Origin of the sequence: Mycobacterium talmoniae (genome assembly GCF_001854525.1) — a bacterium.
Lineage (GTDB): Bacteria > Actinomycetota > Actinomycetes > Mycobacteriales > Mycobacteriaceae > Mycobacterium > Mycobacterium talmoniae.
Genome location: NZ_MLQM01000006.1, coordinates 1 through 19,200, shown reverse-complemented (window position 1 = coordinate 19,200; position 19,200 = coordinate 1). Strand labels below are relative to the sequence as shown.

The window sequence follows — 19,200 nt, the reverse complement described above, 5'->3', positions numbered from 1 at the left end:
CACCCTATTGTGTGCGCGTGAGCTCCAAACGGTCAGCCAAACGAGAAGCGCCACCGGCTCCGCCGCCGCTGGCCCCGCTGATCGACGCGCATACCCATCTGGACGCGTGCGGCGCGACCGACGCCGACGGGGTGCGGACGCTGCTGGACCGGGCCGCGCAGGCCGGGGTCGAAGCCGTCGTCACCGTCGCCGACGATCTGGCGTCGGCGCGCTGGGTGACCCGCGCCGCCGACTGGGATCCGCGGGTCTACGCCGCGGTGGCGCTGCATCCCACCCGCGCTAACGCCCTCACCGACGACGCCCGCGCCGAGATCGAGCGGCTGGCCGCCCATCCGCGGGTGGTGGCGATCGGGGAGACCGGCCTGGACTTGTACTGGCCGGGCCGGCTGCAGGGCTGCGCCGAACCGGCGACGCAAAGGGAGGCCTTTGCGTGGCATATCGACCTGGCCAAGCGGACCGGCAAGCCGCTGATGATCCACAACCGCGACGCCGACACCGAGGTGCTGGACGTTTTGGCCGCCGAGGGCGCCCCCGAGACTGTGATCTTCCACTGCTTCTCGTCCGGGCCGGCGATGGCTCACAGCTGCATCGACGCCGGCTGGCTGCTCAGCCTGTCCGGCACGGTCAGCTTCCGCAACGCCCGTGACCTGCGAGAAGCCGCGCCGCTGATCCCGGTCGACCAGCTGCTGGTGGAGACCGACGCACCCTTTTTGACGCCGCACCCGTACCGCGGCGCGCCCAACGAGCCGTATTGCCTCCCATACACTGTCCGGGCGTTGGCCGAACTACTGGATCGGCCGGCCGACGAGCTGGCCGGGGCGTCCACCGGCAACGCGCGACGGGTGTACGGGCTTTAAGAGTCCAGTAAGAACCGCTCGAGACGGGCTCCGCAAGTTGCCCGATGTAGACAGGTTCGTTACCGTCTCGTTATCGAATTGCGGGCCTGCGGGCCCGTTTAGTTTGTCACTGAGGTTTTTGAGGTCGGGGAAGACGCACGTTGAACGTACTCACCAAGCTGCACCAGACCCCATCACCGATATTGCGAGTCCTGGTCGCCGCGTTGCTGCTGGTGCTGACCTTCGCCGGTGGTTACGCGGTCGCCGCGCAAAAGACGGTCACCCTCAACGTCGACGGGACGCCGGTCACGGTGACCACGATGAAGTCGCGGGTGATCGACATCGTCGAGGAGAACGGATTCGCCGTCGCCGAGCGCGACGACCTGTACCCGGCCGGTGACGTGCAGGTGCACGACGCCGACACCATCATGTTGCGGCGCAGCCGGCCGCTGCACATCTCGCTGGACGGCGGCCAGGACAAGGACGTCTGGACGACGGCCTCGACCGTGGACGAGGCGTTGGCGCAGCTGTCGATGACCGACACCGCCCCGGCCGCGGCCTCCCGCGGTAGCCGGGTCCCGCTGGCCGGCATGGCCCTGCCGGTGGTCACCGCCAAGAACGTGCAGATCGACGACGGCGGCGCGATCCGCGCCGTGCACCTGGCCGCGCCGAACGTCGCGGGCCTGCTCGCCGCCGCCGGCGCCCCGCTGGAACAGGGCGACAAGGTGACCCCGGCCGCGTCGGCGCCGGTCACCGAGGGCATGCAGGTCCAGGTGACCCGCATCCGGGTCGAGCAGGTCACCGAGCGCCGGGAGTTGACCCCGAACGCGCAGCGCATCGAGGACCCGGAGATGAACATGAGCCGGTCGGTCGTCGAGGACCCGGGCACCCCGGGCACCCAGGATGTGACCTTCGCGGTGGCCACGGTCAACGGGGTGGAGACCGGTCGGCTGCCGGTGGCCAACACCGTGGTGACCCCGGCCCGCGACTCGGTGCTGCGGGTCGGCACCAAGCCGGGCACCGAGGTGCCCGAGTCGGTCTACGGCAGCGCGTGGGACCGGATCGCCAGCTGCGAGTCGCACAATAACTGGGCCATCAACACCGGCAACGGGTTCTACGGTGGTGTGCAGTTCGACCAGAACACCTGGGAGCGCAACGGTGGTCTGAAGTACGCCCCCCGCGCGGACCTGGCGACCCGCGAGGAGCAGATCGCGATCGCCGAGGTCACCCAGGCGCGTCAGGGCTGGGGCGCCTGGCCGGTGTGCAGCGCGAGGCGTTGACGATTCGGCTGCTCGGGCGCACCGAGATCCGGGAGCTGGCCAAAGAACTCGAGTTTCGGCCCCGAAAATCGCTGGGACAGAACTTCGTTCATGACGCCAACACCGTGCGGCGGATCGTGTCGGCCGCGGGCGTCAACCGCGACGACCACGTCTTGGAGATCGGGCCCGGGCTGGGCTCGCTCACGTTGGCCCTGCTGGACCGCGGGCCTACGGTCAGCGCCATCGAAATCGACCCGGTGCTGGCCGGTCGGCTGCCCCAAACCATCGCCGAGCACTCCCGCAGCGAGGCGTCCCGGCTGAGCGTGCTCAACCGGGACGTGTTGTCGCTGCGTCGCGCGGAGCTGGACGACGAGCCCACCGCGGTGGTGGCGAATTTGCCCTACAACGTGGCGGTGCCGGCGCTGCTGCACGTGCTGGCCGAATTCCCCTCGCTGCGGACCGTGATGGTGATGGTGCAAGCCGAGGTGGCCGAGCGGCTGGCCGCCGAACCGGGCGGCAAGGACTACGGGGTGCCCAGCGCCAAGATGCGGTTCTTCGGGCCGGTCCGCAGGTTGGGCACCGTGCCGCCGAGCGTGTTCTGGCCGATCCCGCGGGTCTATTCCGGGCTGGTGCGGCTGGACCGGTACGAGACGTCGCCGTGGCCCACCGACGACGCCTTCCGCCGCCAGGTCTTCCACCTGGTCGACATCGCCTTCGCGCAGCGACGCAAGACGGCCCGCAACGCGTTCGCCGAATGGGCGGGCTCCGGCAACGAATCGGCGAACCGGTTGCTGGCCGCCAGCATCGACCCGTCCCGGCGCGGGGAGACGCTGAGCATCGCCGACTTCGTGCGGCTGCTGCAGCGGTCCGGCTGGGAGCACGCCTCGGCGAGCTAGGCGGCCCACCGCGCGGCCCCGGTCCTGAGCGGGAGCCGAGAACGCCGGCCAAAACTTTATGAATCGTTTGGCCACAACTCAGGTTATTCTCAGCTACTCTGCGGGGAGTCGTGCTCGCCGACTCCGCCGCAGGGAGGTCGCACATGCTGCGTCGCAGGTTGTTTTCGCTGGTTGTCGCGGTGCTGGCGGTGATCGGTGCCACGGTGCTGAGCCTGACGTCGGCGTTCGAGTCGACGGTAAGGACGGTGAGGGCCGAGGCGGCGCTGCTGGCCGACGAGGTGGCGCTGATCATGGGCGGCAGCGGCCAGCCGATCCCGGGCGAGCAGTACGTGCAGGACGTGACCCACCTGTTCCTGGCGCCCAACGGTTTCGGCGGCTACACCGCGGACCCGCCGCAAGGCCTGTTCACCCCGGAGGGGTTGTATCCGCTGACCGGGATCAAAGACTTGCCGCTGAGCACCTCGGTGGACCGCGGGGTCACCATCTTGAACGACGCCATCACCAACCATGCCGGCGATGACCTCGTCGTCTTCGGCTACTCGCAGAGCGCGGTGATCTCGTCGCTGGAAATGCAGAATCTCGCGGCCACCGACCCGAACGCGCCGGTGAGCTTCGTGCTGATCGGCGATCCGATGAACCCCAACGGGGGCCTGCTCGAGCGTTTCGCGGGGTTGAACCTGCCCAGCCTGGGGCTGAACTTCTACGGCGCGACGCCGACGGACACCCCGTTCACCACCGACATTTACACACTGGAATACGACGGCTACGCCGACTTCCCGCGCTACCCACTCAACCTGCTGTCCGACCTCAACGCCTTCGCGGGCATCAACTACGTGCACGGCACCTACCCGGACCTGACACCCGAGCAGATCGCGCCCGAATCAGCGACAAATCCGGGCGGCGCGATTTTGCTGCCCGGATCGGCGGATCTGCCCGGGGGCACCGGCGCGACCAACTACTGGATGATTCCTACCGAGAATCTGCCGCTGCTGGACCCGGTGCGCTCGATTCCGGTCATCGGCAAACCGATCGCGGATCTGCTGCAACCGGATCTGACGTATCTGGTGAACCTCGGCTACGGCGACCCCGAATACGGCTGGTCCACCGCCCCGGCGAATGTGGCCACCCCGTTCGGGTTGTTCCCCAGCCTGAGCGCCTTCGAGAAACTTCCCGGCCTGCTGGCCAGCGGCACCCAGCAGGGCATCGACGCCTTCGTGCACGACATCACCGGCGGGCTGACCGGCCTGTCCCTGCCGAACCTGTCCGACGTCGTCGCCAACCCGTTGTCGCTGCTGGACGCCGGCTCCGCGGGCACCGCCGCCGTGGACGCGGCCAACCCGCTGGGCTTCCTCAGCAGCGCGGTGAACGCGCTCACCAATATCGCCGCCAGCGGCTACGCCGTGCTGCTGCCGACCGCCGACATCATCAACGCCCTGGTCACCTCGGTGCCGTTGTATGACGTCAACCTGTTCGTGGACGCCCTCTCCAGCGGCGACCTGCTCGGCGCCCTCGGCGACCCGATCGCCGCCGACGTCGGGCTGGCCACCATGGCGGGCGGCTTCGAGTTCCTGATCGCGATGGATGCGGTGCAATCGATCGTCGGCGATTTGACCAGCCTCATCCCGTTCTGACGGCGGTTCGGCGATACTCTCGTGCGGTGCCGAGGGAGGGAAACACCGCCACCGAGTGGGTGGCCACCGGGTCGGTCACCGTGCGCGTCCCCGGCAAAGTCAACCTGTACCTGGCGGTCGGTGACCGCCGCGCCGACGGCTACCACGACCTGAGGACGGTGTTCCACGCCGTCTCGCTGGTCGACGAGGTGACCATCCGCAACGCCGACACGCTGTCGCTGCGGGTCGTCGGTGAGGGCGCCGAGTCGCTGCCCACCGACGAACGCAACCTGGCCTGGCAGGCCGCCGAACTGCTGGCCGAGCACGTCGGCCGGCGCCCCGACGTGTCGATCACCGTCGACAAATCCATCCCGGTGGCCGGTGGCATGGCCGGCGGCAGCGCGGACGCCGCCGGGGTGCTCGTCGGCATGAACACGCTGTGGGAATTGGGCGTGCCGCGGCACGACCTGCACGTGCTGGCCGCCCAACTCGGCAGCGATGTGCCGTTCGCGCTGCACGGCGGCACCGCGCTGGGCACCGGCCGCGGCGAGGAGCTGGCCACCGTGCTGGCCCGCGACACCTTCCACTGGGTGTTGGCGTTCGGCAAGAGCGGGCTGTCGACGCCGGCGGTGTTCGCCGAGCTGGACCGGCTCCGCGACGTCGGCAGCCCGCCTGGGCTGCCGAGCCCGGAGCCGGTGCTGGCGGCCCTGACCGCCGGCGATCCGCATCGGCTGGCGCCGCTGCTGGGCAACGAGCTGCAGGCGGCGGCGGTCAGCCTGGACCCGGGGCTGCGCCGCGCGCTGCGCGCCGGGGTCGAGGCCGGCGCGCTGGCCGGCATCGTGTCCGGTTCCGGGCCGACGTGCGCGTTTTTGTGCGCGTCGGCGGCGTCGGCGATCGACGTGGGCACCGAACTCGCCGGGGCGGGGGTGTGCCGCACGGTGCGGGTGGCCAGCGGCCCGGTGCACGGCGCCCGCGTCGTGCCCGCGCCGGCCACCGAGGTGTGACACACGCCTCAAGGTTTGGTAGTTACTTAAGAGGAGTTTAAGATGTTCGGCGGTGACGACTAGCGTTCAGGGACAGCGCGGGATACATTCGTCTGCCGGGTACCCCGGTGGACGGTCAACGCGGCTGCGGCGCGCGGTTCCTGGCTCAACACCGATTCGAGACATAACTGCTCCCCAATTGTGTGTGCGTGCCAGTTACGAAGCGCCCCCTACCCGGGGGAGCATTAGATCCCGGTCCTTGTGGAATCGACGAGTGCCGGAACCGAGGAGGTTGTGGTGAGCAGGTTCACCGAGACGATGTTCCACAACGCCCGCACCAGCACCAAAGGCATGGTCACCGGCGAACCCCACAACCCGGTCCGGCACACCTGGCTCGAGGTGCATGAACGTGCCCGCCGCATCGCCGGCGGGTTGACCGCGGCCGGCGTCGGCCACGGCGACGTCGTCGGGGTGCTGGCCGGCGCGCCGGTCGAGATCGCCCCCACCGCCCAGGGGCTGTGGATGCGCGGCGCCAGCCTGACCATGCTGCACCAGCCCACCCCCCGCACCGACCTGGCGGCGTGGGCCGAGGACACCCTGACCGTCGTCGACATGATCGAGGCCAAGGCCGTCGTCATCTCCGAGCCGTTCATGGCCGCGATGCCGGTGCTGCAGGACAAGGGCCTGACGGTGTTGACCGTCGAGGAGCTGCTGGCCGCCGAGCCCGCCGACCCGATCGAGACCGGCGAGGACGACCTGGCGCTGATGCAGCTGACGTCGGGATCGACCGGGTCGCCCAAGGCGGTGCAGATCACCCACCGCAACATCTACTCCAACGCCGAAGCGATGTTCATCGGCGCCAAGATGGACCCCACCGGCAACGACGTCATGCTCAGCTGGCTGCCGTGTTTCCACGACATGGGCATGATCGGCTTCCTGACCGTGCCGATGTACTTCGGCGTCGAACTGGTCAAGGTCACGCCGATGGACTTCCTGCGCGACACCCTGCTGTGGGCCAAGCTCATCGACAAGTACAAGGGCACCATGACGGCGGCCCCCAACTTCGCCTACGCGCTGTTCGCCAAGCGGCTGCGCAAGCAGGCCACCCCCGGCCAGTTTGACCTGTCCTCGCTGCGGTTCGCGCTGTCGGGCGCCGAGCCGGTCGACCCCGCCGACGTCGAGGACCTGATCGACGCCGGTAAGCCGTTCGGGCTGCGACCCGAGGCGATCATGCCCGCCTACGGGATGGCCGAGACGACGCTGGCGGTGTCGTTCTCCGAGCTGGGCGACGGCCTGGTGGTCGACGAGGTGGACGCCGACCTGCTGGCCGCGCTGCGCCGCGCGGTGCCGGCGACCAAGGGCAACACCCGCCGGCTGGTGTCGCTGGGGCCGCTGCTGACCGGGCTGGAGGCCCGCGTGGTCGACGAGGACGGCACGGTGCTGCCCGCCCGCGGCGTCGGGGTCATCCAGCTGCGCGGCGAGCCGGTGACCCCGGGCTACCTCACCATGGCCGGGTTCATCCCGGCCCAAGATGAGCACGGCTGGTATGACACCGGCGACCTGGGCTACCAGCTGGAGAACGGCCACATCGTGGTCTGCGGCCGGGTCAAGGACGTCATCATCATGGCCGGCCGCAACATCTACCCGACCGACATCGAGCGGGCCGCCTGCCGGGTCGCCGGGGTGCGTCCGGGCTGTGCGGTGGCGGTGCGGTTGGACGCCGGTCATTCCCGGGAGACGTTCGCGGTGGCCGTCGAGTCCAACGCCCACCAGGATCCCGCCGAGGTGCGCCGCATCGAACACGACGTCGCCCACGAGGTCGTCAAAGAGGTCGACATGCGGCCGCGCAACGTCGTGGTGCTGGGACCGGGCAGCATCCCCAAGACGCCGTCGGGCAAGCTGCGGCGGGCCAACTCCGTCGCCCTGGTCACCTAACTTTCGGCGAGCTACGCCGGGCAACGCCGAGTGCGCGAATCGATACGCTTTCTCTCGGGCGAGGCGTATGAGATCGCACGCTCGAGAACTCCACCGCGGGGCGAAGGTCTGCGGTGGTCACACTTTGATCACTGACAGGGCTGGACAGGCCCGCGCCATCTGATCGAAATCGTCATCCTGCGTCACGACCGGCAGGCCGTGCTCGATGGCGGTGGCCGCAATGAGGGAGTCGGTCAACTTCACCGCCCGTAGCACCCCCGCGGCGCGGCAATCGGCGACGAGTCGAGCCCACGACACCATCACCGCTTCGCTGACCGGGATCGGGTCCGCCGCCCGAGCCAGCGCCAGGGTGTCTGCGCGCCGGGCGCGGGTCCCCGAATCGCCTGCGTTGAGCACACCGAGTTGCAGTTCGCCGATCGTTATGACGGACAACGCGACGCGTTCGGGAAGTTGCGCGAGGGGCCGGCCGCTTTCGCGGGCGATGAACACCGAGGTGTCCAACAGGCCAACGTCGGCCTCGACCGCGGTCACAGCTGCTCGAGGGTATGGCCGGCAAGCTCCTCGAGTTCGTCGGCGAGGGGCGCATCGGCCGCGCGCTCGGCCAGCTCATGTCGGAGTTGCTCCCCGGTGAGCCACCGGACGCGACGCCGATGCGGGACGATGTCGGCGACCGGCTCACCGTGCACCGTGAGCGTCACCTGCTGCCCGGATTTGACCGCGTCGATCACCTGGCTGGTGCGATTCCGCAGGTCGCGTACCCCGACCTCCACGTGCGACAGCGTAGCACTTTTCGCCCTCTCGACCGATGCCGAGTTATGCGGGGCACAATCTGCACAATGGAGACCCGCCTGGACGTCAGCGCTGCCGTCGGCGAGCCGGCAACGTTAGCGGCCACCGTGTATCCCGCCGCCACGCCGGATCCCGGTGTGCTGGTGTGTCTGCCCGGCGGCACCTACAACCGCGGCTACTGGCACTTCGAGGCGCCCGGTCACACCGGCTACAACTTCGCCGAATACGCGTCGCAGCGCGGCTTTTCGGTGGTCGCCGTCGACCCGCTGGGCACCGGGGACAGCAGCCGACCGGCCCGCGACATCGACCTGCCCGACATTGCGGCCGCGCTGGCCGCCGCCATCGCCGCCGTGCCCGAGGTCGCCGGCACCGCCCGGCGGCCGATCGTGGTTGCGGGCTGGTTTCATCTGCCCGATGTGCCCGCCGCCGTCGTCGAGGCCGATCACGCCACCACGCTGTCGGTGGTGCCGCGCCGATTCGGGGCAGCGGCGGTGCCCGGCATCACCGCCGACGAGGCGGCCCTGGTCGACGTCCCGGTGTTCCTCGGCTACGGCGCCGTCGACGTCTCACCGGATCCCGCCGCCGAGGCCGGCTTCTACCGCCGTAGCCCCGAGGTCACCACGATGGTGCTGGAATCCAGCGGGCACTGCCACAACATGGCCTCCACCCGCCGCCGGCTGTGGGATCGGCTGCTGGCCTGGGCGGCGCGGCCCTAGGCCTGGGCCAGCTGCTTTTGCGCGTACAGCCGGGCCCATTCCTTGCGCGGCCGGATGGAGACGTCGACGTCGCTCGCGGTCGCCCGCAGCGCGCCCACGGTGGCCCGTTCGCGCGGGGTCCGCGCGAACGGATCCCAGCCGAAGAACCGGCAGGCGTTCTCCCAGGTGATCTTGTTGATGTCGGCGTCGTCGGCGCCGGCGTCGGTCAACTCGGCCAGCACCTGCTCGGGGGCGTCGGGCCAGAAGCAGTCCGAATGCGGGTAGTCGCACTCCCAGGCGATGTTGTCGATGCCGATCTCGTGGCGCAGCTTCAGCGACGTCTTGTCGGTGACGTAGCAGGCCAGCGCGTGCTCGCGGAACACCTCGGACGGCAGCCGGCCGCCGAAGTCGCGGCGCAGCCACTTCTGGTTGGTGTAGTGCCGGTCGCAGCGGTCCAGGTAGAACGGGATCCAGCCGATGCCGCCCTCGGAGAACGCGAACTTCAGGTCGGGGTAGCTGCGCATCGCCGGGCCCCACACCAGATCCTGGGCGGCGATCGCCGAGATCTGGGTGGCCAACACGATCAGGTTGTCGATCGGGGCGTCCTTGGCCATCGAGATCGCGCCGAACCCGGTGCCGATGTGCAGGCACATCACCACGTTCTGCTCGCACAGCGTGGCGAACACCGGGCCCCAGTACTCGATGTCGTGGTAGCTGGGCAGCCCCTCCAGGTGCGGCAGTTCGGGCATGGTGACCGCGCGGCAGCCCTTGGCCGCCACCCGACGGATCTCGGCGCACATCGCCTCGGGGTTCCAGGTGGGCAGCAGCGCGATCGGGATGAACCGGTCCGGGTAGGCGCCGGCCCACTCGTCGATGTGCCAGTCGTTATAGGCCTGCACCATGATCACGGTCACCGGATCCTTGTGCTGGTTGAGGTGCCGGGCCGAGAATCCGGTGAACGTCGGGAAGCACATCGAGGCCAGGATGCCGTTGCGGCTCATGTCGCGGACCCGTTCGTGCACGTCGTAGACGCCGGGCCGCATCTCGGCGAACCCGGCCGGGTCGCGGCCCCACTCCTCGGCCGGCCAGGACACCACCGCGTTGAGGCCACTGACCCCGGTGGGGCGGCCCTGGTAGATCCACTGGTCGACGCCGTTGTCGTCGGTGACCACCCGCGGTGCTTCGTCGACGTATTTGGCGGGCACGTGCCGGGCGAACATATCCGGGGGTTCGACGACGTGGTCATCGATGCTCACCAGGATCAGGTCGTCGACGTTCATGCACACTCCTTGAGGCGTCGTTGGCTCACCTTTCTTCCTAGTTGTACCGTCGAATGCCATGACCGTCTCCGCGCTTTCGGCCAGACGTTTAGCAGAATCGGCCAACATCGGGCGGGTCGAGCTGCGCTACGGTGGCCGCGCCCGGGCCGGCAGCTACCTCTATGAGGGCCATCGGCTGGTCACCGGCTGGCACTCGCATGATCTGCACCAGATCCAGTACGCGATCGGCGGGGTGGTCGAGGTGGAGACCGCGGCCGCGCACTACCTGCTGCCGCCGCAGCAGGCCGCCTGGATCCCGGTCGGGCTGGAACACCAGGCCACCATGAACCCCGACGTGCGCAGCGTCGCGGTGATGTTCGATCCCGACCTGCTGCCGCCCACCGACGACCGGGCCCGGATCCTGGCGGTGTCGCCGCTGATCCGGGAGATGATGATCTACGCGCTGCGCTGGCCGATCGGGCGCGCCGAAAGCGACCCGGTGTCCGACGGCTTCTTCGCCACGCTGGGGCATCTGGTCTTCGAGGCGCTGGACCACGAGGCGCCGCTGAGCCTGCCCACCTCCGAGAACCCGATCGTGGCGGCGGCGATGGCCTACACCAAGGCGCATCTGTCGTCGGTGACCGCCGCCGAGGTCAGCCGCGCCGTGGCGGTTTCCGAGCGCACGCTGCGGCGCCAGTTCGACACGGCGATCGGCATGTCGTGGCGCACCTATTTATTGCACGCCCGGATGCTGCGGGCGATGGCGCTGCTGGCCGCACCGGATCAGCCGGTGGCCCAGACCGCGACCGCGGTCGGGTTCGACAGCCTGAGCGCCTTCACCCGCGCGTTCACCCAGTTCTGCGGCGAGCCGCCGTCGACCTACCGCCGTCGCATCGCCGCGACCGGCTGAGTGCGTAGCCGCACGCTCGCGCGGATCAGGGCCAGGCGTGGACGATGTTTTGGGCGGGCTCCAAGCCCCGCTCGATCAGCAACTCGGTGGCGTCGGCGGCCTGCTCGCAAATGGCAGGGATTTCCGGACGCTCGGCGGCGGTGAACGTCTCCAGCACGAACGTCGCCGGGTCCTTGCGGCCGGGCGGGCGCCCGATCCCGATCCGCACCCGTTGAAAATCCTTGGTGCCCACGGCGTTCGCGATCGAGCGCAGCCCGTTGTGGCCGCCCTCGCCGCCGCCCAGTTTGAGCCGGACCCGGCCGAAGTCCAGATCGAGGTCGTCGTGGACGACGATCACGTCCGCCGGGGGCACCGAGTAGAACTTCGCCAACGGTCCCACCTGGCGGCCGGACTCGTTCATGTAGCACCGCGGCCGGGCCAACACCACCGATCGCCCGCTGAGGCGACCGGTGGCGACCTCCGCGCCGGACCGCTTGTGCGCCTTGAACGCCGACCCCAGCCGCTGCGCCAGCAGGTCGACGACCATGAATCCGAGATTGTGCCGGGTTTTGGCGTAATTCGGTCCGGGGTTGCCCAGGCCGACGACCAGCAACGGCTCGGCCATCCGGTGATCCGTCTACTCGGACTCTTCGGCGGCCGCGGTCTCCTCGGCCGCTTCGGCAGCCGCCTCGCCCTCGGCGGCCTCTTCGGCAGCTTCGCCCTCCATCTCCTCGGCGGTCGGCGCGGTCACCACGTTGACCACCAGCAGCTCCGGATCGGAGATCAGGGTGACCCCCTTGGGCAGCGTGAGCTGGCCGGCGGCGAACTGGGTGCCGGCCTCGACGCCCTCCACCGAGACGGTTAACTCTTCGGGGATCGACAGCGCCTCGGCCTCGATCTCCACGGTGTTGGTCTCCTGGGTGACCAGGGTGCCCGGGGCGGCGTCGCCCTCGACGACGACGTTGACCTCGACGACGACCTTCTCGCCGCGGCGCACCACCAGCAGGTCGGCGTGCTGGATGGTGCGGCGGATCGGGTGGATGTCGAGCGCCTTGGTCAGCGCCAGCTGCTCTTTGCCGTCGATGTCGAGCGCCAGCACGGCGTTGGTGCCGGCGTGCCGCAGCACGGCCGCGTAGTCATGGCCGGGCAGCTCCAGGTGCTGCGGCTCGGTGCCGTGGCCGTAGAGCACCGCGGGGATCTTGCCGGCGCGACGCGCCCGTCGGGACGCGCCCTTACCGGTCTCGGTCCGCACCGCGGCGGCGAGCTTGTTGGTGTGCGAAGTCTTTGACGCTGCCGTCTTGGCCATGGTGTCGCTCCTGTGTTCGGGGCACGGCCAGCATCGCGACAACCAGTAGGGGAAATATCCGGGTCGCCGTCGATAACGGTGATCAGCACAATTGCCGACCGCCCTCGCCGTGACGCCGGTCAGGATAGCGCACCGGCGCCGCGCAGCGGAAATTCGCCGGGGCCGCCGCACCTATTTGGCGGCGACGGTGAAGCCGTGGATGATCGCCTCGACATCGTCGGCCTGCGCGACGGCCTGGGTGGCCACCGTGGTGATGGTGAGCTGAACCAGGTAACGCTGCTTGGCCGGGGCCGCGCCGGTGGGGATGACGACCCGGTTGTAGCTGTGCAGCCGCTGCCCGAGCTGGTCGTAGGAGCCTTGAATCATCCCCGACGGGAAGCCGTGAAAGTCGTCGGTGGAGGAGTCCAGCTTCTTGAAGTTCTGCGTCAGTTCGGCATCGGCGAAGCTGTGCTTGACCACCTCGGCGGCGTCGAAGTCACCGCTGAGCTTGAACACCATCAAGATGGCCATCGGATACGAGTCGCCCTTGCTGATCGCCACCGTTCCGGGGGAGAAGTGCCAGTTGGTGGACCTGGTCCACCCCGGCGGGGTCGGGATCGACACCGTCAGGTCGGTCAGCGAGTCGGGTGCTACCTGCTCCCCGGAGACCCCGATGCTTTCCAGGTACTGCGGGAACGCGACCGGTTTCTCGGTCCCCGTCGTGGTGGTGGCGGTGGTCGTCGTTGTCGCGCTGGTGGTCCAGATGGATTGGTAGTCCGGCGACTTGGACCCACAACCGACCAGGCAGAGAACCGCCGCGGTGACGCCGAACAGCCGAAAGTTCACAGAATTTCGCGGACCGCATCGATCGGGCGAGCCAGCCGGGTGCCGTTTGCGGTGACGACGAACGGGCGCTGGATCAGGATCGGGTGTTCGGCCATCGCGTCCAGCAGGGCGTCGTCGGAGGCATCGGCCAGGTTCAGTTCGGCGTACACCGCTTCCCGGGTGCGCACCGCGTCGCGCACCGCGATCCCCGCGTCGTCGATCATCTGCACCAGCTCGGCGCGCGACGGCGGGGTCTTCAGGTATTCGACCACGGTCAGCTCAATGCCGTTGTCCCGTAACAGCTCCAGCGTCTTGCGCGAGGTGGAGCAGCGCGGGTTGTGGTAGATAGTCGCGGCGTCAGCCATCTACGCGTCCCCGTCGAAAAGCCCGGTGACCGAGCCGTTCTCGAAGACCGCCCGGATGGTGCTGGCCAGCAGCGGCGCGATCGACAGCACGGTCAGCTGCGGGAAGCGTTTGTCCTCGCCGATCGGCAACGTGTTGGTGACGATCACTTCGCGGGCGCCGCACTCGGCCAGCCGCTCGGAGGCCGGCGGGGACAGCACCCCGTGGGTGGCGGCGATGACCACGTCCTTGGCGCCGTCGTCGTGCAGCAGCTTGACCGCGCCGGCGATGGTGCCGCCGGTGTCGATCATGTCGTCGATCAGCACACAGGTCCGCCCAGCCACCTCACCGACCACCCGGTTGGACTTCACCTGGTTGGGCACCCGCGGGTCCCGGGTTTTGTGAATGAACGCCAGCGGCACCCCGCCCAGCGCGTCGGCCCACTTCTCGGCGATGCGCACCCGGCCGGAGTCCGGGGACACCACCACCATGTCGTCGCGGGCGTAGTTGTCGGCGATGTAGTTGCACAGCAGGGCCTGGGCGCGCATGTGGTCGACCGGCCCGTCGAAGAAGCCCTGGATCTGGTCGGTGTGCAGGTCGACGGTGACGATCCGGTCGGCGCCAGCGGTCTTGAGCAGGTCGGCCACCAGCCGCGCCGAGATGGGCTCGCGGCCGCGGTGCTTTTTGTCCTGGCGGGCGTACGGGTAGAACGGCAAGATCGCGGTGATCCGCTTGGCGCTGCCCCGCTTGAGCGCGTCGATCATGATCAGCTGTTCCATCAGCCATTGGTTCAGCGGCGCCGGGTGCGACTGCAGCACGAACGCGTCACAGCCGCGCACCGACTCGTTGAACCGCACGAAGATCTCCCCGTTGGCGAAATCGCGGGCGGTCTGCTCGGTGACGTGGACGTCGAGCTCCTTGGCGACCTGTTCGGCCAGCTCGGGGTGGGCCCGGCCGGAGAAGAACATGAGGTTTTTGCGGTTGTCCATCCAGTCGTAGCTCACGTGCTGCCCCCGGCGGTTGATCGAGATGTCGCCTAATGGTACGTAAAGCGTGTCGAACTGCTGTGTTGAGGGTTCGGCACCGCCCTTCTCGGGCGTCGTCGGTTCAGGCCGCGGGTGCGGTGTGAACGTCGGTTCCCGCGTCGTTCGGGCTGGTTTCACCGGCACACGCAGAGTGCTGGTCAGCGCCGTCCCGTCGGCGGGCGTTGGTGACCCGGCCTCCTGCTTGGGGGTCCGGGGATTGGTTGGCGTGATGGGCTTGACCCCAACGGGCCAGGTTTGCCGCGGCGTTGGTGTCCCTGTCGGCGGAATGTCCGCAACCACATGTGAACATCCGATCCGCCAGTGTCAACTCGCGGCGCAGTCCGCACGCCGGACAGAGTCTGCTGGAGGGGAACCAGCGGTCGGCAACCACGACTTCGCCGCCGCGCCAGGCCTGTTTATAGCGAAGCAGGCGGGCGAATTCGGCCCATCCGGCATCGGAGATGGCCTGGGCGAGCCGGTGGTTGGCCAGCATCCCTGCCACGTTGAGGTCTTCGATGACGAGCCGGTCGTGAGTCTTGACCAGCGCACCCGAGATCTGATGCAGGAAATGCCGACGAATGTTGGCGATTCTATGATGATGCTGCCCGAGCCTGCGAGCAGCGTGTTGGCGGTTGTGTGAGCCCTCCTTCTTGCGCGACACATTCTTGGCCAAGCGCCGCTGCCGGGCCAGACCGGCTCGTAGCGCTTTCGGGGCTTCGGTGATGCGGGCAACCTCGGTGCCGTCGCTGGTTGCGGCGACCATGAATGCCGACAGGCCTCGGTCAACGCCGACCCAGCCGCCGGCGTCGCTCTCAGCCCGGGTCGGGTGTTGGTGAGTCGGATGTAGGTCGGCGGCCTCGACATTTAGCGACACCCACCAGCGTCCAGCTTGCTGGGTCACGGTGGCGAACAGGATTGTGGCGCGGCCTTTGCCGAGCATGCGCCGCAGTTGGCGGGTGTCGTCGTGCACGGCGATCGGCCCGATCACGGGCAGAGTCACCGAGCGGCGTCGATTGTTATCACCGACCCGAATCGCCGGTTTCCCGTTTTTGGGGTGCTTATTGCGCAGCCGAAACGATGGCAGCGCGCGACCTTTCTTCTTGAAGCGAGGGAAGCCGACGCGCTTGCCTTTGCATCTGCCCAACCGCGAGTCCGACCAGGCTTTGAGCCCCTTACCCAGATTGATGGCGCCTTCTTCAAACACCTGCTGACATACTTCACCTCGCCACGCTAGGCCGGTCACGACCACGTCGGTGACTCCGTCGTTGTTGACGGCAAATACCCGGCCGGCAGCCTCAGTTTTCTTCCACCCGTTGAAACTGTTGATCAAATCGAACCCCGTCCATGGAACGGCCACGCCCGGGTCGGTCTTGCGATCGGACAGTGCTGTGGTAACCATGCGTAGGCACTGGTTGAACGCGAACCGGGCCGCGCCTGCGTGCCTGGCCAGTACGTCCTGCTGTTCGACGGTGGGATCCAGACAGAACTTGAACGTTGTGTGCCGAGTCATCTCACCGGTGAGTATCGCAGCACCCACCGACAATCGGCTGGCCAGCGATGACGCTGGCGACCCGCCAACCATTGCCCAGGCCTACGAATCACTCACACCGGACACTCTTTAGCCCAACGTGCGGGTTCCCCGAACGCGCCGCGGGTCACTCCGGCGGGTCGGCCGCATCGGGGCTGGTCCGCGCCCGCTCGGCGGCCTGCGCGGCCGCGCTGCCCGGCCGTTTGCGCTGGACCCAATCCTCGATGTTGCGTTGCGGGCCGGCCGATACCGCCAACGCGCCCGGCGGAACGTCGTCGCGCAGCACCGTGCCCGCCCCGGTGTAGGCGCCGTCGCCGACGGTGACCGGCGCGACGAACATGGTGTCCGAGCCGGTGCGCACGTGCGAGCCCACCGTGGTGCGCCGTTTGGTCTGCCCGTCGTAGTTGACGAACACGCTGGAGGCGCCGATGTTGGAATGCTCGCCGATGTCGGCGTCGCCGACGTAGGTCAGGTGCGGCACCTTGGTGCCGGTGCCGATGGTGGAGTTCTTGGTTTCCACGAAGGCGCCCAGCTTGCCGTCGGCGCCCAGCACGGTGCCCGGCCGCAGGTAGGCGAACGGGCCGACGGTGGCGCCGTCGCCGATGACCGCCGAGCCGGCGTGGGTGCGGATCACCGACGCCCCGTCGCCGACGGTGACGTCGGCCAGCGTGGAGTCTGGGCCGATGCGGCAGTGGGTGCCGATGCGGGTAGCCCCGAGCAGCTGGGTGCCCGGCGCGATCACGGTGTCGCGGCCGATGGCCACGTCGACGTCGATCCAGGTGGTGGTGGGGTCGACGACGGTGACCCCGGCGCGTTGGTGGCCGGCCACGATGCGCCGGTTGAGTTCGGCACCCAGCTCGGCCAGCTGCACCCGGTTGTTGACCCCGGCCACCAGCGCGGCGTCGTCGACGTGGCGGGCCCGCACGATCAGGCCGTCGCCGCGGACGATGCCGATCACGTCGGTCAAATACAGCTCACGCTGGGCGTTGTCCGCGCTCAGCCGGGTCAGCGCCGAGCGCAGCGCGGCCGCGTCGAACGCGTACACCCCGGCGTTGACCTCGCCGATCTGCCGCTGCGATGCGCTGGCATCGGCCTGCTCGACGATCGCGATGACCTCCCCGTCCTGGGTGCGCAGGACGCGGCCGTAGCCAGTGGGGTCGTCCAGCGTGGTGGTCAGCACGGTGACCGCGGCCGGCCCGGCCCGATGACTGGCGATCAGGTCGGCCAGCGTGGCGGCGTCCAGCAGCGGGGTGTCCCCGGAGGTGACGGCCACGACCCCGGCGAAATCGTCGGGCAGCGCCGACAGCCCGCACAGCGCGGCGTGCCCGGTGCCCAGCTGCTCCTGCTGCACCGCCACGGCCACTTCGCGGCCCAGTTGCTCGGCCAGCTCGGCGACCGCCGGCGCGACCCGGTCGCGGCCCTGACCCACCACCACGACCAGGTGCTGCGGGCCCAGGCCGGCGGTGGCGTGCAGGGCGTGCGCGAGCATGCTGCGCCCGGCCAGGGTGTGCAGCACCTTGGGGGTGTCGGAAACCATCCGGGTTCCGGCCCCGGCCGCCAAGACCAGGACCGCGGTGTCGCCTTGCGTTGTCATGGGCCTCCTCGGCTTGCTGGCGCGAGCGTGCGCATCCGTACGCCGATACGCCGTCTAGCGTGGCATTTTGCGCACGCTGGCGGCAAAGGGCCGGGCGAAAAGCTCCGTCGCCAGGACTCGAACCTGAACTCTCAGAACCAAAATCTGATGTGCTGCCGATTACACCACGACGGATCAACTGCAAGGAGACTCTAACCGAACTGGATATCCTGGTAGACGTGGCAGCTCCGGACAAAGATGTGCGGGCGCCGCGCGCCCGGATGACGGGTAGCGAGCGTCGTCACCAACTCATCGACATCGCGCGCTCGCTATTTGCCGACCGCGGCTATGAGGGCACCTCGATCGAGGAGATCGCGCAGCGGGCCAACGTATCCAAACCGGTGGTCTACGAGCATTTCGGCGGTAAGGAAGGGCTTTACGCGGTCGTCGTCGACCGGGAGATGTCGGCGTTGCTGGACGGCATCACCGCGTCGTTGACCAAGCAGACCAACAACCGGTCCCGGCTGCGCATCGAGCGGGTGGCGTTGGCGCTGCTGACCTACGTCGAGGAGCGCACCGACGGCTTCCGCATCCTGATCCGCGACTCGCCGGCGGCGATCAGCGCCGGCACCTACTCCACCCTGCTCAACGACGCCGTCAACCAGGTGTCCTCGATCCTGGCGGGGGACTTCTCCCGGCGCGGCCTGGACCCGGAGATGGCGCCGCTGTACGCCCAGGCGCTGGTCGGGTCGGTGTCGATGACCGCCCAGTGGTGGCTCGACGTGCGCGAACCCAAGAAGGAAGTGGTCGCCGCGCACCTGGTCAACCTGTGCTGGAACGGGCTGACCCACCTGGAGGCCGACCCCGATCTGCTCGACGAGTAGCTTTCGGGCCGCCGCGCCGCGCCGCCGCGCAGCGCCGAGATCGACGTTTTCGGGCAAAAGTTCGAGTACGCGGCACGGAAACGTAGATCTCGGCGCTGCGGAGCATTGCGGCGCCGCGATGTGGCGGCGGTCACGCCCGTTTTGGCCAGCGCCGCAACGTGAATCGGCAAGCATAGAATGGTCCAAATGACCGCACCGGGGCCTGCCCGCCCAGTCACCCCGATCGCGGGGCTGGTCGACCTGGCGTTGACCGCGCCCACCTTTACCCAACTCATCGACCGGGCCGCCGAGCGGCCGCAGGAGCTGGCGTTGGTCGGCCCGGCCAGCGCCCGGCTGTTCGCGGCGGCCGCGCTGGCCCGCCAGACCCCGCTGCTGGTGGTCACCGCCACCGGACGCGAAGCCGACGACCTGACCGCCGAACTGCGCGGGGTGCTGGGCGACGCGGCGGCGATGTTCCCGTCCTGGGAGACGCCGCCGCACGCGCGGCCCACCTCGGGCGTGGTCACCGTCGGCGCCCCGCCGCCGCCGCCGCGCCGGCTGGGGCGTGCGGGTGGTGGGCGGGGGGGGGGCGGGGGGGGGGGGGGGGG

19 protein-coding genes, 1 tRNA gene and 1 pseudogene are annotated in these 19,200 nt (G+C 69.1%); 10 read left to right on the top strand and 11 right to left on the bottom strand.

All coding sequences use genetic code 11. The annotated features are described in order from the left end of the window. The first annotated feature begins 11 nt into the window (after window positions 1-11). The 6 genes from BKN37_RS02570 to BKN37_RS02545 all read left to right on the top strand — a co-directional run bounded on the left by BKN37_RS02570 (window position 12) and on the right by BKN37_RS02545 (window position 7,519). Window positions 12-857 (top strand): TatD family hydrolase, encoded by an 846-nt coding sequence (locus BKN37_RS02570; protein ID WP_194074114.1) that lies wholly within the window; start codon window positions 12-14, stop codon window positions 855-857. Window positions 858-997: 140 nt separating this feature from the next. Then, window positions 998-2,116 (top strand): resuscitation-promoting factor, encoded by a 1,119-nt coding sequence (locus BKN37_RS02565; RefSeq protein WP_071020920.1) that lies wholly within the window; start codon window positions 998-1,000, stop codon window positions 2,114-2,116. Continuing rightward, window positions 2,089-2,991 (top strand): 16S rRNA (adenine(1518)-N(6)/adenine(1519)-N(6))-dimethyltransferase RsmA, encoded by a 903-nt coding sequence (gene rsmA, locus BKN37_RS02560; RefSeq protein WP_071020917.1) that lies wholly within the window; start codon window positions 2,089-2,091, stop codon window positions 2,989-2,991. Before BKN37_RS02565 ends, rsmA begins: the two co-directional genes overlap by 28 nt. A gap of 143 nt (window positions 2,992-3,134) precedes the next feature. Further along, window positions 3,135-4,622, top strand: coding sequence for a PE-PPE domain-containing protein (locus tag BKN37_RS02555; protein WP_071020914.1), 1,488 nt, complete (start codon window positions 3,135-3,137; stop codon window positions 4,620-4,622). A 26-nt stretch (window positions 4,623-4,648) separates the two neighbouring features. Continuing rightward, the gene (locus tag BKN37_RS02550) at window positions 4,649-5,605 is read left to right on the top strand and encodes a 4-(cytidine 5'-diphospho)-2-C-methyl-D-erythritol kinase (protein WP_071020912.1); all 957 of its coding nucleotides are present in this window, start codon (window positions 4,649-4,651) and stop codon (window positions 5,603-5,605) included. Window positions 5,606-5,881: 276 nt separating this feature from the next. Continuing rightward, entirely contained in the window at window positions 5,882-7,519 is a 1,638-nt protein-coding gene (locus BKN37_RS02545; protein WP_071021051.1) for a fatty acyl-AMP ligase, read from the top strand. Between the two features lie 117 nt (window positions 7,520-7,636). Here the strand turns inward: BKN37_RS02545 and BKN37_RS29695 are convergent, their stop codons facing one another. Further along, window positions 7,637-8,050 carry a PIN domain-containing protein gene (locus tag BKN37_RS29695; RefSeq protein ID WP_071020909.1) on the bottom strand — a complete coding sequence of 138 codons (414 nt, stop codon included), beginning with the start codon at window positions 8,048-8,050 and terminating at the stop codon, window positions 7,637-7,639. After that, entirely contained in the window at window positions 8,047-8,289 is a 243-nt protein-coding gene (locus BKN37_RS29690; protein WP_242657053.1) for a type II toxin-antitoxin system Phd/YefM family antitoxin, read from the bottom strand. Before BKN37_RS29690 ends, BKN37_RS29695 begins: the two co-directional genes overlap by 4 nt. A 66-nt stretch (window positions 8,290-8,355) precedes the next feature. Between BKN37_RS29690 and BKN37_RS02530 the strand changes: the two genes are divergently transcribed. Further along, the gene (locus BKN37_RS02530) at window positions 8,356-9,024 is read left to right on the top strand and encodes an alpha/beta hydrolase (protein ID WP_095406978.1); all 669 of its coding nucleotides are present in this window, start codon (window positions 8,356-8,358) and stop codon (window positions 9,022-9,024) included. Here the strand turns inward: BKN37_RS02530 and BKN37_RS02525 are convergent. Beyond that, entirely contained in the window at window positions 9,021-10,283 is a 1,263-nt protein-coding gene (locus tag BKN37_RS02525) for an amidohydrolase family protein (RefSeq protein ID WP_071020903.1), read from the bottom strand. The two genes, BKN37_RS02530 and BKN37_RS02525, sit on opposite strands and share 4 nt — an antisense overlap. 58 nt (window positions 10,284-10,341) lie before the next feature. Here BKN37_RS02525 and BKN37_RS02520 point away from each other — a divergent pair, with 58 nt between their 5' ends. After that, window positions 10,342-11,172 carry an AraC family transcriptional regulator gene (locus BKN37_RS02520; protein ID WP_071020900.1) on the top strand — a complete coding sequence of 277 codons (831 nt, stop codon included), beginning with the start codon at window positions 10,342-10,344 and terminating at the stop codon, window positions 11,170-11,172. 25 nt (window positions 11,173-11,197) lie between these two features. On the opposite strand, the gene pth is transcribed toward BKN37_RS02520, so the two are convergent. The 8 genes from pth to BKN37_RS02480 all read right to left on the bottom strand — a co-directional run bounded on the left by pth (window position 11,198) and on the right by BKN37_RS02480 (window position 17,924). Further along, window positions 11,198-11,776, bottom strand: a complete 579-nt coding sequence (pth, locus tag BKN37_RS02515; RefSeq protein WP_071020897.1) for an aminoacyl-tRNA hydrolase — start codon at window positions 11,774-11,776, stop codon at window positions 11,198-11,200. A 12-nt stretch (window positions 11,777-11,788) separates the two neighbouring features. After that, complete coding sequence (locus tag BKN37_RS02510; protein ID WP_071020894.1) at window positions 11,789-12,457, bottom strand: 50S ribosomal protein L25/general stress protein Ctc; 669 nt, start codon at window positions 12,455-12,457, stop codon at window positions 11,789-11,791. Between the two features lie 171 nt (window positions 12,458-12,628). Continuing rightward, window positions 12,629-13,282, bottom strand: a complete 654-nt coding sequence (locus BKN37_RS02505) for an LpqN/LpqT family lipoprotein (RefSeq protein ID WP_071020890.1) — start codon at window positions 13,280-13,282, stop codon at window positions 12,629-12,631. Beyond that, a complete protein-coding gene (gene arsC / locus BKN37_RS02500) occupies window positions 13,279-13,626 on the bottom strand; it encodes an arsenate reductase (glutaredoxin) (RefSeq protein ID WP_071020888.1) in 348 nt (115 codons plus the stop codon). The genes BKN37_RS02505 and arsC overlap by 4 nt, the downstream gene beginning before the upstream one ends. Continuing rightward, entirely contained in the window at window positions 13,627-14,607 is a 981-nt protein-coding gene (locus BKN37_RS02495) for a ribose-phosphate diphosphokinase (RefSeq protein WP_071020885.1), read from the bottom strand. A 103-nt stretch (window positions 14,608-14,710) separates the two neighbouring features. Next, complete coding sequence (locus tag BKN37_RS02490) at window positions 14,711-16,138, bottom strand: RNA-guided endonuclease InsQ/TnpB family protein (RefSeq protein WP_071020883.1); 1,428 nt, start codon at window positions 16,136-16,138, stop codon at window positions 14,711-14,713. 145 nt (window positions 16,139-16,283) lie between these two features. Then, window positions 16,284-17,750 carry a bifunctional UDP-N-acetylglucosamine diphosphorylase/glucosamine-1-phosphate N-acetyltransferase GlmU gene (gene glmU / locus BKN37_RS02485; RefSeq protein ID WP_071020880.1) on the bottom strand — a complete coding sequence of 489 codons (1,467 nt, stop codon included), beginning with the start codon at window positions 17,748-17,750 and terminating at the stop codon, window positions 16,284-16,286. A gap of 102 nt (window positions 17,751-17,852) precedes the next feature. Further along, window positions 17,853-17,924, bottom strand: a tRNA-Gln gene (locus tag BKN37_RS02480). Between the two features lie 86 nt (window positions 17,925-18,010). Here BKN37_RS02480 and BKN37_RS02475 point away from each other — a divergent pair. Then, window positions 18,011-18,613, top strand: coding sequence for a TetR/AcrR family transcriptional regulator (locus tag BKN37_RS02475; protein ID WP_071020877.1), 603 nt, complete (start codon window positions 18,011-18,013; stop codon window positions 18,611-18,613). Between the two features lie 186 nt (window positions 18,614-18,799). Beyond that, window positions 18,800-19,200 (top strand): annotated as a pseudogene (locus BKN37_RS02470) (transcription-repair coupling factor); the annotation flags it as partial.